The sequence below is a fragment of the Geotalea uraniireducens genome (assembly GCF_027943965.1).
In the GTDB taxonomy this organism is placed as follows: domain Bacteria; phylum Desulfobacterota; class Desulfuromonadia; order Geobacterales; family Geobacteraceae; genus Geobacter; species Geobacter uraniireducens.
Genome location: NZ_AP027151.1, coordinates 495,228 through 509,899 on the forward strand (window position 1 = coordinate 495,228; position 14,672 = coordinate 509,899).

Genomic DNA, 14,672 nt, shown 5'->3' on the forward strand with positions numbered 1-14,672 from the left:
GAACAGATGGTTCTCGACACGCCCTGCACTGGCGTGACTTCGAACATGGTTACCTGAGAGCTATCCAGCCACGGCGGCGCATGCAAAAGAAACCAAGGAGGGTTACTCCATGGCATTTAAAATCCCCCAGAAATCTTCGGTATCCATCAAAGACCCTGAATCGTTATTCCGTGACCTGCGGGACCGTACCGTAGAAGGCCTCCTTGCGCAGCAGGCCGATATGCTCCGCAACTATTTGGACCATGTCGACAATCGTGATATCGCACTTGAGCTACCCACCGGCAGCGGCAAGACCCTGGTTGGTCTCCTGATCGCAGAGTGGCGTAGAAGAACGAAACGGGAGCGATGTGTACTGCTTTGTCCTACCAAACAGCTTGTCCATCAGGTGGTTGAACAGGCCAAAGAAAAGTATGGAATCAACGCTCTTGATTTTTCGGGATCCAAACACCAGTACCCGGAGGCTGATAAGACCGCTTTTAACAATTGCGAATCAATAGGTGTTGCCACCTATAGCGCTCTGTTTAACACAAATCCGTTTTTCAGCGACGTTCATACACTCATTTTTGACGATGCCCACGCCGCTGAGAATTATGTGTCGAGTTTCTGGTCATTGGAGATCCGGCGCTATCAGGACGAAACTACCTTCGATGCAATCTGGCAGATCATCGCACCTTACACCACAGAAAATGACCAACTCCGTTACGATCAGGGCAACGACGGATCGCTTGATACATCATTCGTCAACAAAATTCCGACGCCTTATCTACTCAAGTGCAGGACAGCGCTGACGGTTGCAATTGATAATGCCTCTAGAGATGCTGAAAGCCCAGAGGAATACGGTTATCGATGGCGCATGATCAGAGATCACCTTCACGCCTGCCATCTCTATTACACCAGCAATTCAATACTCATTCGTCCTCTTATTGCTCCAACCAAGAGCTTCGCACCCTTTCAGAATGCGCGGCAGCGCATCTACATGTCCGCAACTCTCGGTGAAGGTGGGGACCTGGAAAGAATTTTCGGCCGTAAAAAAATCGAACGAATACCTGCTCCAGAAGGCTGGGATAAGCAGGGAATCGGCCGCCGATTTTTCGTGTTCCCAATGCGGATGTGGGATGAAGCAACGTCATTAAGTCTCGCGATTTCCTGGGTTACTAAATTTGACAGAGCTCTCGTCCTCACTCCAAGCAACCGCGATGCCGACAAAGTCAAAGAAGTCATCAAAGAACTCCCGGCAACGCAGAGCCATACACTCTTTGACGCTGAACAATTGGAGGCATCGAAAAAATCATTTACCAAGGCCGGTTCCGCCATTGCTGTTCTGGCGAACAGGTATGACGGAATCGATCTGATCGGAGACGAATGCAGATACTTGATAATCTATGGTCTTCCGGAATCTACAAATCTTCAGGAGCGTTTCATCATCAGCCGATTTGGCGCATCTGTACTTTTCCAGGTGCGCATCCGCACCAGGATTACTCAGGCAGTAGGAAGATGCACTCGCTCATCAACCGACTATGCTCTCGTAGTTATTATCGGCGATAAGGTGCATCAATATTTCCATATGCCGGAAAAAAGAGAAACACTGCATCCGGAGCTTCAGGCCGAAGTCAATTTTGGTGTCGAGCAGTCAAAAGTCGATAATCCCTCTGCATTAGGGGATAACATCGACATATTCATTGCCCACGGACCAGAGTGGAAAACGGCCGATAATCATATATTGGAAACAAGAGATGAACTGACTCAATTGCCCATACCTTCCGCAAGTCCGCTCGGAGAGTCGGTTGTTCATGAAGTAAAATTCCACGATGCCCTTTGGTCCGGCGATTTTGACACTGCACTCTCGTCAGCAAAAGATGTGCTTGCCAAACTTGCAGGTGGGCACGATCTGAAGGGATATTCTGCTCTTTGGAATTACCTTGCTGGCTCTGCTGCATATCAGGCAAACAAAATGCCGGCAGCTCAAGAACATTTTTCGGCAGCATTTTCATGCGCAAGTACGTTGCCTTGGCTTAAGCAGCTTCAAAACCTGATCTCCACTCAGACTCAGGAAGCACCTATCGATATTATTTACGGGGAACGTATCGAACGTATAGAAGGAGTCCTCGAACGGTTTGGAAAATCCGGCAGCGCAAAAATTGAAAAGTATTTTCAGACTATAAGGGAAGGGCTTTCAAGTCCGGAATCGAAACCGTTCGAAGAAGCTCAAGTTAAGCTTGGTCACCTGCTGGGTTTTGAATCGGGTAACACTGAGCGTTCTGGTGATCCGGATCCTTGGTGGATCTTTGGGCGACAGGGCGTTGTATTTGAGGACTACACTGCAACTGGCGATAAACCCATTGTTTCCAAAGAAAAAACACTACAGGCCAAAGCTCATCCGGATACCCTCGCAGCCGAACACCCAGGTGTAAATTTCTCGGTCGTACTTTGTTCGAGTTCAGACAAATTACATTTCGCTGCTGAACCTCATACGGGAAGTGTATTTTACATCAGCGTTGAAGAATTCAAAAAGTTTTCAGAAGAGTGCATGACAACAATGCGTGCGCTCTGGGACTCTTACCAGTCCCCCGGAATCATTGAATGGCGAGAATTTGCTGCACGCAAGTTGGTTGAAGCAAGACTGGGTAGTGATGACATTCTGGCAAGATTGACGAGCAAAAAGCTTTCCTCGTTGGCAGGAGGCGGACAGAAATGACCTTCTTCAATGAGGAAAATACGGTTGAACAACTCGTGCTGGACACTCTGACTGACAGAGACAACCAGTGGTGCATTGCCGAGCCGCAAGCTGATTATCTTGATTCACACCTCACCCTTCTCATTTCAAACCTCAAATGGCGCTTCGTGGCCGCCGAGGAGTTGCCGCGCCAGCACTCCGACGTGTTGGTGGAGTCGATGGTGCGCGACGCCCTCATCCGCCTGAACCCGGAAATCAAGGCCCAACCCGACCGCGCCGACGAGGTGCTCTACCGCCTGCGGACCATTCCGCTGTCGGTGCAGAGCGAAGGCTTGGTGCGGGCCAATGAGCTGTTTGCCGAATGGCTGCGGGGCGAAAAATCCATGCCCTTCGGCGAGCGCGGCGAACACACACCGGTGCGGTTGATCGACTTCGAGAACCTGAGCAACAACGATTACGTGGTCACCAACCAGTGGGTCTATCCGGTCAAGGAAGGTGGCCGCCGCTTCGACATCGTCATGCTGGTCAACGGTATCCCGCTGGTGGTCGGCGAGGCCAAGACGCCAGTGCGCCCGGCGGTGACCTGGGTGGACGGGGCCAGCGACATCCACAACGGCTACGAACAGAGCGTACCGCAGATGTTCGTGCCCAACGTCCTCTCCTTTGCCACCGAGGGCAAGTGCTATCGCTACGGCTCGGTGCGCATGCCCATCGATATCTGGGGGCCGTGGCACGAGGGAAACAACAAGGCCGAGGGGACGCTGGCGGACGTGCAGCGCTCCATCCGCTCCATGCTGCGCCCCCATGTAGTGCTGGACATCCTGCAGAATTTCACCCTGTTCGCTACCGATAAGAAGCACCGGCGCATCAAGATCATCTGCCGCTATCAGCAGTACGAAGGCGCTAACCTGATGGTGGCCCGCGTGGTCAAGGGCTATCCCAAGAAGGGCCTGATCTGGCATTTCCAGGGCTCGGGCAAGTCGCTGCTGATGGTGTTCGCGGCGCAGAAGCTGCGGATGCACCGCAAGCTCGGCAACCCCACGGTGATGATCGTGGTGGACCGCATCGACCTGGACACCCAGATCACCGCCACCTTCAATGCCGCCGATATCCCGAACATGATTGGAGCCGCCACCCGGCAGGAGCTGCAAAGCCTGCTGGCGGCCGATACCCGCAAGATCATCATCACCACCATTCACAAGTTCGGCGAGGCGGACGGCCGCCTGAACGAGCGCTCGAACATCATCGTGATGGTGGACGAGGCGCACCGCACCCAGGAAGGCGATCTCGGGCGCAAGATGCGCGATGCGCTGCCCAACGCCTTTCTCTTTGGTCTGACCGGCACGCCGATTAACAAGCGGGACCGCAACACCTTCTGGGCCTTCGGCGCGGACGAGGATGAGCAGGGCTACATGAGCCGCTACTCGTTCCAGGACTCGATCCGGGACAAGGCCACGCTGCCGCTGCATTTCGAGGCGGTAGACGTGAAGCTGCATATCAACAAGGACGCCATCGACGAAGCCTACTCTCAGATGACCGATGAGCTGAGCGAGCTGGATCGTGACGACCTGGCCAAGCGGGCCGCCAAGATGGCGGTGCTGATCAAGGCCCCGGCGCGGGTGAACGCCATCTGCCAGCACATCGTCAAGCACTTCCAGGAGAAGGTAGAGCCGAACGGCTTCAAGGCCCAGGTGGTGACCTTCGACCGGGAGTGCTGTGTGCTCTACAAGAAGGCCATGGACGAGTTGGTCGGCCCGGAGGCCAGCGCCATCGTCATGCACACCCAGGGCGGAAAGTCTGACGAGTACGCGGAATGGAAATTGGCCAAGGATGAGGAGGAAAAGCTCCTCGACCGTTTCCGCGATCCGAACGACCCGCTCAAGTTCCTGATCGTCACCTCCAAGCTGCTGACCGGCTTCGATGCCCCCATTCTGCAGGTAATGTACCTCGACAAGCCGATGAAGGATCACAACCTGTTGCAGGCCATCTGCCGCACCAACCGTGTCTACCCCGGCAAGACCCACGGTCTGATCGTGGATTACCTGGGTATCTTCGATGACGTGGCCACGGCCCTCGATTTCGATGAAAAGGCGGTGCAGAAGGTCATCACCAATCTGGATGACCTCAAGAAAGAGCTGCCCGGCGTGGTCGCAAGATGCCTGGCGTTCTTCCCTGGCGTGGACCGCACTGTCGGCGGCTACGAGGGGCTGATCGCGGCGCAGGATTGCCTGCCGGATAACGAGACCCGGGACAAGTTCGCGGCGGAATATTCGGTGCTCTCACGTCTGTGGGAGGCGCTGTCTCCAGATCCCTGTCTCGGCCTTTATGAAAAGGACTACAAGTGGCTGACCCAGGTGTATGAGTCGGTGAAGCCGCCGAGCGGCAACGGCAAGCTGCTCTGGCACGCCCTGGGGGCCAAGACCATCGAGCTGGTCCATGAGAACGTGCATCTGGAGACGGTGCGCGACGATCTGGACACTCTGGTGATGGACGCCGAGGTCCTCGAAGGGCTGCTTGATGCCAAGGACCCGGACAAGAAATCTAAGGAAATCGAGATCAAGCTCATCGCCCGCCTGCGCAAGCACAAGGACAATCCGAAGTTCGTCGCACTGGGCGAACGCCTCGAAAAGCTCAAGGAGCGGCATGAACAGGGCCTGCTCCACAGCCTCGACTTCCTCAAGGAGCTGCTGACCCTGGCCAAGGAGGTCGTCCAGGCCGAGAAGCAGGTGGACCCGGTCGATGAACAGGCCAAGGCCAAAGCTGCCCTGACCGAGTTGTTCGCCGAGGTGAAGAACGGCAAGACACCGATGGTGGTCGAGCGGATCGTGACCGACATCGACGAGATCGTGCGCCTGGTCCGGTTTCCCGGCTGGCAAAACACCAAGGCCGGAGAACGCGAGGTCCAGAAGGCCCTGCGCAAAGTGATTTACGTGAAGTACCAGGTCAAGGACCAGGATCTGTTCGACAAGGCGTTCGGGTATATCCGACAGTACTACTGAGAAGGGATGGTAATGGGGATCTATGGCTAAAACTGGTCAGGCAAAGCAGATCATTGAAAACCGCAGAGGTGACACCTTTGGCGGTTGGCCTGCCCGTACCCTGCTGGAGGCGGGCGATATTCCCATTGCCCAAATCGCCGAGCTTGCCCTGCGTGAAGGACAGAGCTCGAATCCTTTGTATCGGGTCCACCGCTGGTTTGCTCGCCGGGTGGGCTCTCAGTTCCGTTCGATCCTCACCGCGCTGACCCTTCCCCCTGACAAGGCCAACGCCTTTTGGGATACGTATCTCGGCAAGACCTCCGTGCATGGCGCTATCGTTCTCGATCCCTTCATCGGCGGAGGGACAAGTTTGGTGGAGTCCATGCGCTGCAACGCTCGGGTGATTGGTTTTGATATCGACCCGGTTGCGACCTTTATTACCCGATTTGAATTGGCCGCCTCCCGGATGGAGGATCACTATCTGGAAATCGAGCAGATCTGCAAAGAGGTCGCCCAACTCATTACGCCGTTGCATCGGACCATGGTGGACGGAGTCGAACGGGATGTTCTTCATCATTTCTGGGTCCAGGTGAAGCAGTGCTCGAATTGCCAGAGCGATGTAGAGCTCCATCCCCATTTTCAACTGGCCTACTCCAAAGAGAAGGGGCTGCAGTGGGTATTCTGCAAGGACTGTCATGCGGTCCACGAATTGCCGATTGAACGCAAGGTGCTGCACTGCTCTTGCGGCAAGCGCACCACTGTCAGCGCGGGCACGCACGGCAACGGGATCATGACCTGCCCGACCTGCAAGCACACACAGAAGATCGCAGCGGATGACCTTGACGGTGCCGAACGTCCCGCTTGGAGACTCTTTGCCCAGGAGTATCTGGTCGGAACCGGCAAGAACTGCACAAGGCATTTCAAGCGCATCGAAGAAGCGGACCAGGCGTTGTACGACCGAGCAACCCGTAAGCTGCGGATGATCGGGAATGGCCTACTTGTGCCGACGAGAAGCATTCCCCGCGAGGGGCGTTCGGATGGACGACCTCTGATCCACGGGATTCGGCTTTACGCAGACTTTTTCAACGACCGGCAGAAGCTCCACCTGCACCTTCTCGGTTCGGCCATCGGCCGAGTGGAAAGCGATGAGGCGCGGCGCTGCCTTGAGCTGGCCTTCAGTGAGCATCTCACCACGAACTGCATGTACACGGCCTATGCGTTTGGCTATCGCCGAACCAGTCCAATGTTCTCCATTCATTCATACCGGCACATCACTCGTCCGGTCGAGCTGAACCCTTGGCAGGATGGCGTCGGACGGGGAACGTTCATCAACACGGTCCGGAAAATATCTAAGGCGATTGCCTTTGCCAAAGCGCCCGAGGAGCTTCATCCGGAAGGCACCAGAGTCGCTTATGAAGATGATTTCGAGCGCAAACAAGCCTGTCTTGGCTCTGTCGATGATGTATTGAGCGGCAGCGCCACGGCGGCGATTGAAACCCAGTCTTCCGAGGAACTCCATTTACTACCGGACGGCTCAGTGGATCTCGTGCTGACTGATCCGCCGTATTTCGACAATCTGAGCTACTCGGAACTCTCAGACTTCTATTTGGCCTGGCATCAGGCTTTGGGAATCGCACCGCCCCCGTATGACGATAACGTCACTTCGGCTCCGATACTGCAGAATCTCGCCATCACGCGACGATCCGACGAAGCTATCAAGGGATACCAGGAACGACTTCAGCAGATTTTCATGGAATGCAACCGCGTGCTCAAGCCGGACGGGATCTGCGTGTTCACCTACCACCATAAACTCTCATCGGCATGGGATGCTCTCGGCACGGCTCTGCTTCATTCGGGGCTCTCGGTAACCAAGGTTCTGCCCATGCGTGGCGAAGGCCAAGGAGGCCTTCACACTTACGATGGCACCATCAAGTGGGACGCGGTGCTGGTCTGTCGCAAGGGTAATCAGGTTACTTCAGCAAGCTTGGACAATGCGGCGGTTCCGCGTACCGCAATCAAACAGGCCAAACAGCAAGCATCCGCATACGCTGAAGATCTGGCTAAGGCACGAAAGATCGGTTTCCGCGACCCAGATCGCCTGAACCTTGAACGCGCCATGATCGTGGCATCGGCTGTTATAGATCCAGCCAATCCCCATCTTGTGCCACTCTCAGACGCCTTAAAAACAAGCACTACAGGATGACGGTGACAGATGCCATAGGAAGCTTTATCACGAAAAGTCCGCTTCGTCGTCGCTTTGAGCGCGACGGCTACATGATCTTCATATTTTCGGGAGGTATTCGATGCCCCAGATAAATAAGCAGGCGCTAGCGCAGTACATTCGCTCGGGATGCGCGCGCCAACTCGCGCTAAATCTCCGGCCCGACAACGTGCGGTTTGGTGCCGAGCGCAATGCCGAGGGCATGCCGTACCCCCAGTCGCCTCGCCCTGGTCTCCGGCAGATCCAGGAGGCGGGTGACGAGTGGCAGGCCGAGAAACTCCACGACCTGACCCGCACCTTCCCGACTGGATCGGTCGTAGGCGTGCCCTACCAGAACCAGCAGGGGCAGACGCGGTACCGGACGGTCACCTTGGATGCAACCCGATTGCGGGCGGCGAGCCCCGTCCGTTTCCTCGTCGAGACGGAGTTCGACCCCGCTCCTCAAGGCGGTGAACTGGAGCAAGCGCTCGGGCTTTCCCCGTTTCGCGCAGCTCACCAACTCGAATTCGCCCATCTGCGCCCGGACATCATCGTCGCCCTCCCTCCTGGGACCTTCTCGAGGTACCTGTCTCCCGATGGAACTCCCCACGATCTCCCACCCAATGATGCGCGAGTTCAGCTGCGGGTGATCGACATCAAGATGACCGCGGAGCCATCGCCGGGCTACTTCGCGGAGGTCACGTACTACAGCATGGCCCTCGCTGCCTGGCTGGTCGACAACCAACTCGACCACGAGTTCGTTGTGGTACCAGACGCAGCTATCTGGCCTGGTTCGCATGACGCCTCCCGGCTCATGGTCACCTACAACGAGATTTTGACCGCAGGTGTTCAGCCGACCCTGGCGCAGCTTTGGGACGCTATGCAGGAGGACCTCGAGCCCGTTCCGCTCGAGGTGTTCGCCTTTCGCGTGCGGAGGTTCTTCTCCGTAGACGTCCCAAATGCGCTTGGATCTCACTGGCAGAGTCTGGACTGGCACGTCGACAACAGGTGCTCGTTCTGTGAGTACCTCGGTGAGAACCGGGGCCAGAACGCCCAGCCTCCTGTGGCGCCCCACGCGCTTCATTGCCTTCCGACAGCGGCCACCACCGACCACCTGAGCCGTGTTGCCTTCGTCACCCAGGGTGCCAGGCTGAGCCTTGTTCGCGGGGGCGTCCAACAAGTCCAGGCACTTGCCCAGCGCTTGCCGCAGGACGCGGTGTTCGACACACACCAGGCCCTGAGAGCAACCAGGACCGTGGTCTCGGCGAGGGCAGCTGCACTCCAGTCACGGATCGCGACCGTCGCTCAGCAGAGCGGTACCTCGGCCAGCATGCCGAAGTGGACCGACCTCAGACTCTATATCTCGGTCGACTTCGATATCGGCAGCGCGATCACGGTAGCGTTCGGACTCAAGGGTTTCTGGCGAGAGCCTCGCGCCATCCAATCCCCGCTCACCCAGCCGCATTCGATGCAGACGTGGCAGGCGACGGCAACCATCGTCACTGATCGCGACATCCAAGCGGAGCAACGAGAGCTCCTAGCTTTCCTTCAGAGGATCCATGACATCCTGACCTGGTGCCAGCAGCAGGACACTCAGAATCTGTCCCGCCCTCAGTTGGCCGGACTGACGCGATCCCAGCAGGACGACTACCGCACCAAGATCCAGATCTACATCTGGGACACCCTGCAGTATGAGCACCTGACCAGGGTAGTGGGTCGCCACCTGGACCATATCCTCGCGAACCAGAACATCTCCTACCTTGCGTGGCTGTTCCCGCCAGAGGACCTACTCGAAAACCCCGACATGGTTACGCGTCGCTCACCTCTGACCATCGTTCGAGACGTGGTCCGAGGTCTCGTCGCGGCGCCCGTCGAGCACTACTATAGCCTGCTTCAGGTGGCTCGTCATTTCCACGAGTCGGGGCTCCCTCCGAACGTCGCGACCTTCAATCCGCACCCACTCTTCACAACGCCTCTGAGCGACCAGATCCCTTCCGAGCGGGCCCACGAGATCTGGTCTAAGGTTACGACTCCGAACCACTGGCAGACACAGCTCACGCGCTACCAGGACACCGTTACGCTTCGGCTACGGGCGCTTGAAACGGTGGCGAAGCGGTTGGAGCACGAACTCCGTACCGTACTCATTCAGTCGGCACCGGTCATTCGCATCGAGCCACCGCAGCGGCAGTCACGTGTCAGCGCGGATGGGCAGCTCTGGTACAACTTCGCCCGCCTGAACGCCGCGCTCGACGACCTTGATGTGCAGCAGGTGCGAGCGATGCCCGTCCACGAGCGGGTGGCGCGATTTCGGAGTGCGCTCCTGACCCAGCGATTGACCGGAACGGCCGCGACTCAGGCGCTTCAGCAGCTGAACGTCTCAACCCGTCCGGGGCTGCGCGTGTATGAGCTCTCGGCTGACTCGGTCGACCTGAAAGCCAAGCCAGGAGACTTCTCCTTTGCGCTGAGCCCTGCGGCCGATCAGGCGTTCCTCGATCGGAAGATCTCGAGGATGGTTCGGGGGACTCCTCTCGACACGCAGCTCCAGCAGCAACTCGGGAACCGGTTCTGGAGAGCCACAATGGAGGCGATTACTGCCGTGACGGTGATCGCGCTCGACCGGAATCGTGGTCTTGTCGCTCTGGCCCCCAAGGACGGGATGCCAGGAATCCTCGACTCAATCGAGCGGCACGGGGTCGCGTCGTTCGCTGCAGACGTCACGCTGGATCCGACGAACACCGATTTCTTCACCCGGAAGCTCTCGGCGAGCAATGGAAGCGGCGCGCTCCAGGTGCTGGCGAATCCGCCCCTGGCTGCGCAGCGCGCCAACGCGAGGGCGGTGGCCGCGACCGGACAAGCCGGATGTCGCGGCCCGAGGCGCACGGCACATCGCCCTCCTGCGGACTTCCTGTGGAACGCCACCGCGATGAGTGGCGCGACGACGACGCAGGCACCCGCAGCGATCCAGGCGCGACTCGTCGCCTACCTCCAGTCGGCGGGCCGCTCGCTGAACCCATCGCAGGTCCACGCGTGGCAGCATGCGCTCACCCACCGGGCGAGCCTCATCTGGGGGCCTCCCGGCACCGGCAAGAGCCTCACTGTGCGCGCCGTGATCGTCGGCGCAATCCTGGATGCGCAGGCACGCGGGCAGACGATACGAGTGCTGCTCACTGCTTCGACCTACACGGCAATCGACAACGTGCTCGCGGACGCTGCTGGAGACATCGAAGCGCTGCTTCCGGGGCAGTGCGACCGATTCCGGGTGCGCTCTCGTTTCCAGGAGCCTTCGACCAACACTCCGCAGCTCACTGATGTCGAGATTGACCGGGGCAACCCTTCCCCGGTGCTCATGGGGTTGAAGGGCGAGTTGGAGCGTCCCACCCGCTGCGTTTTGGTGGGAGGGACTCCCGAGCAGGTGTACAACCTCCTCACGAGCAACCAGGGCAGTGCCTGTGATGAGCGATTCGACCTCATCTTGGTCGACGAGGCTTCGCAGATGGACGTCGCACACTCGGTTCTTCCGTTCTGCGCGATCGCCGCTAACGGATCCATCGTGCTCGCTGGCGACCACCTGCAGTTGCCGCCGATCCACAAGGCCGAACCGCCGGCCGGGCTCGAGGACATGGTGGGCTCCATCTACGAGTACTGGCGTTCGCGCTACGGGGTCGTCGAGTGCGCACTCGACGTGAACTACCGCTCGAACGACACGCTGGTGGCCTTCGCCCGAGAGGCGGGCTACCGGACCGCACTGACGAGCCGCTCGCCGAACCTGCGCCTTGAGCTGACCTCTCCGCTACCTGTCAGCCAGCCTGGGAACTGGCCCATCACGCTCCATTGGACTCCCGAATGGACCCAACTCCTCGATCCAGACCAGCCCGCCACTTGCTTCGTCTACGAGGACGGACGGAGCAGCCAGCAAAACGAGTTCGAGGCCGATGCAGTGGTGGCGTTGGCGACGCTTCTCCATGGTCGTGTAGCGTCTGCACTCTCCGGTGAGGTCGACCCGCTCACGGGCGGGGTTCGACCGCCGTCATCAACTCCTTACTCGACCACCGAGTTCTGGCAAAAGGCACTTGGCGTCGTGACGCCTCACCGCGCGCAGCAGGCGGCCATCGTATCACGGCTGCATCAGATATTTGGCGCCTCTGGAGCCGTTGCAGATGCGATCCGCGACGCTGTCGACACCGTCGAGAGATTCCAGGGCCAGCAGAGAGACGTGATCATAGCGTCCTACACGCTGGGAGATCCTGATCAGATTGCAGAGGAAGACGAGTTCCTCATGAGCCTCAACCGCTTCAACGTCGTGGCTTCCCGCGCCAGAGCAAAGCTGATTACCTTGGTGACGCAAGAGGTGGTGAACCATCTCTCCGACGAATTGGACACTCTCCGTCAGAGTCGCCTGCTGAAGGCATATGTCGAATCCTTCTGTAACGATTTCCGACCCATGACTCTCGGTTATGTTACGGCGAACGGCATCCTCCAGGTTGATGGGGTATTCAAATGGAGACAATGACCGATCTGGTTGAGCGGACATCTCCAAGGCCGAATGGTGCTCCGTCTACCATAAGATGCAAATTGAGGGGACCATATGAGATTGAAGGAGAGTAGACAAGATGAATCCTAAACCTGAAGGAGCCGGAGCCAGAGCCTGTTGGTTTGTCGGAGCCACATACGGCGGAACTGATGATCAGACCCCCCGTTTTCTGCAGGAAGGCATTTGGGGAAATGGTTATCAGGACAAATACCTCGACGCAGTGAAGTCTATCCAGGTGGGGGACCGCATTGCGATCAAGTCGTCCTATACGCGGAAGCACGATCTCCCCTTTGATAACCGAGGCCAAACCGTTTCCGTCATGGCGATCAAAGCCATTGGCACGGTAAAAGAGAATCTCGGTGACGGCCGCACCTTGAAGGTTGACTGGAAACCTTTCGATCCTCCGCGTGAGTGGTACTTCTACACCAATCGAAGCACGGTCTGGCGGGTCTTGCCTGGCGACTGGACCACAGATGCTTTAATCGGATTCACATTCGAGGAAAAGGCGCAAGACATCAACCGGTTCCGCAATGCTCCTTACTGGCGTGAACGATTCGGTGATAGCGCTGTCGACAAGCGCCGTTTCAACTGGACTCGCTTTTACGAGGCGGTAGCTGACAAACTCCTTACCTTTCGGAATAGGCGAGATGAGCTGATTGCTGGAATCCACGTTATTGCCTCTAAGGTGGATGGCCTCTCCAACCTGCAGGATCAATTCGCGGATGGTTCCTCTGGCCCCCTGAAGGACATCTGCCCATTTACGGCCATGGGCATATTCAACCGGGGGATCACCGATGCAAATCGCAAAGCTATTGCAAGCGAACTTGCCAGTCTGCTTGGAGTGTCTGAGCCTGTTCCGGACTCCTTTGAAGGGATTCCAATTCTCAATAATCAGAAGTCATGGTTTTTCGGTTTCGACAACAAACGCCAACCAGATGACATTGACACCCTCTGGGAAGCCTTTGCCCAGGCAATTGCTTTTGCGGAATCGGATGACGCGGAGGCGCGGTCGGCATTTGTCTCAGCCTACGACAACGCGACGCAGCGCTATGGTGTGGGGTGGAACCTTACCATGGGGCTGTACTGGATTCGTCCTTGGAATTTCCCGACCCTTGATGGTCAGTCCCAGCGTTACATCAGCAAGAAGCTCAACATTCAGGTTGGCATGAACGGCCCCAAGGGCCGCTGCAATGCCACTGATTATCTGGCGGTGCTGGACACCCTTGAGGCTCGTTTCCAGGAGGATGCGTATCCCGTCCACTCATTCCCGGAGCTGTCACTTGCCGCCTGGCTTTTCAAGGATAGTGGGACATCTGCCCACCCGAATGCCACAGACCCTGATTCGCAGGATGACGAAGCGGATGCCACACCCGAGGCAGAGGTCACGGCTGCACCCATCGAACCGTACTCCGTCGATGACATTCTGACGGATGGATGTTTCATCGCCCGGGAAAAACTCGAAAAAATTCTCGAGCGCCTTCGGACCAAAAAAAACCTGATTCTTCAGGGGCCGCCAGGCACGGGAAAGACCTGGCTTGCCAAGCGATTGGCTTTCGCTTTGATGGGGCAACGCGACGACAGCAAAGTCCGAGCGGTGCAGTTTCACCCGAACCTTTCCTACGAGGATTTTATTCGTGGTTGGCGGCCGGTGGGAGATGGCAAACTCACGCTGGTGGATGGGCCTTTTGTGGAGATGATGAAGGCCGCCGCGAAAGATCCAACGTCAAGGCATATCGTCGTCATTGAAGAGATTAATCGTGGGAATCCCGCACAGATTTTCGGCGAGATGCTGACGCTCCTCGAGGTAGACAAGAGAACGCCAAATGAGGCCCTGGAGCTTTCATACAAACGGTCAGATGGCGAGCGTGTTTTCATTCCGGACAACCTTTATGTCATCGGCACGATGAATATTGCCGACCGCTCCCTCGCCTTGGTCGATCTGGCATTGCGTCGCCGTTTTGCCTTCATTGATCTGGAACCCACGCTCGGAAAGCCCTGGCACGATTGGGTTCAATCCCAGTGCGGTATTGATTCAGAAATCCTTGTCGAAATCGAGAAGCGTCTCATTGCCCTAAACAGCGACATTTCAGCCGACACCGGTCTCGGGCCTCAGTTCCGAGTGGGGCACAGCTATGTCACACCGCCGTTCGGTATTCCCATCAGTGATGCCCGGGAATGGTTCCGTCAGGTGGTTGATACCGAGATCGGTCCGTTGCTCGATGAATACTGGTTCGATGCGCTCGAGAAATCCCAGAAGGCGAGAGAACGCTTGCTGGAAGGATTCTGATC

5 protein-coding genes are annotated in these 14,672 nt (G+C 57.4%); all 5 read left to right on the top strand.

Translation table 11 applies throughout. The features are described from left to right. Window positions 1–109: 109 nt before the first annotated feature. Window positions 110–2,695, top strand: coding sequence for a DEAD/DEAH box helicase (locus QMN23_RS02345; RefSeq protein WP_282001534.1), 2,586 nt, complete (start codon window positions 110–112; stop codon window positions 2,693–2,695). Next, window positions 2,692–5,673, top strand: coding sequence for a type I restriction endonuclease subunit R (locus tag QMN23_RS02350; protein ID WP_282001535.1), 2,982 nt, complete (start codon window positions 2,692–2,694; stop codon window positions 5,671–5,673). The genes QMN23_RS02345 and QMN23_RS02350 overlap by 4 nt, the downstream gene beginning before the upstream one ends. Before the next feature lie 22 nt (window positions 5,674–5,695). Next, window positions 5,696–7,855, top strand: a complete 2,160-nt coding sequence (locus QMN23_RS02355; RefSeq protein WP_282001536.1) for a hypothetical protein — start codon at window positions 5,696–5,698, stop codon at window positions 7,853–7,855. A gap of 100 nt (window positions 7,856–7,955) precedes the next feature. Beyond that, the gene (locus QMN23_RS02360) at window positions 7,956–12,362 is read left to right on the top strand and encodes a DEAD/DEAH box helicase (protein ID WP_282001539.1); all 4,407 of its coding nucleotides are present in this window, start codon (window positions 7,956–7,958) and stop codon (window positions 12,360–12,362) included. Window positions 12,363–12,462: 100 nt separating this feature from the next. After that, window positions 12,463–14,670 (top strand): McrB family protein, encoded by a 2,208-nt coding sequence (locus QMN23_RS02365; protein ID WP_282001540.1) that lies wholly within the window; start codon window positions 12,463–12,465, stop codon window positions 14,668–14,670. The last annotated feature ends 2 nt before the right edge of the window (window positions 14,671–14,672 follow it).

Excerpts from the sequence above, each read along its gene's own strand:
- QMN23_RS02345 (WP_282001534.1), top strand. The coding sequence starts at position 110 with ATGGCATTTAAAATCCCCCAGAAATCTTCGGTATCCATCAAAGACCCT.
- QMN23_RS02350 (WP_282001535.1), top strand. The coding sequence starts at position 2,692 with ATGACCTTCTTCAATGAGGAAAATACGGTTGAACAACTCGTGCTGGAC.
- QMN23_RS02355 (WP_282001536.1), top strand. The coding sequence starts at position 5,696 with ATGGCTAAAACTGGTCAGGCAAAGCAGATCATTGAAAACCGCAGAGGT.
- QMN23_RS02360 (WP_282001539.1), top strand. The coding sequence starts at position 7,956 with ATGCCCCAGATAAATAAGCAGGCGCTAGCGCAGTACATTCGCTCGGGA.
- QMN23_RS02365 (WP_282001540.1), top strand. The coding sequence starts at position 12,463 with ATGAATCCTAAACCTGAAGGAGCCGGAGCCAGAGCCTGTTGGTTTGTC.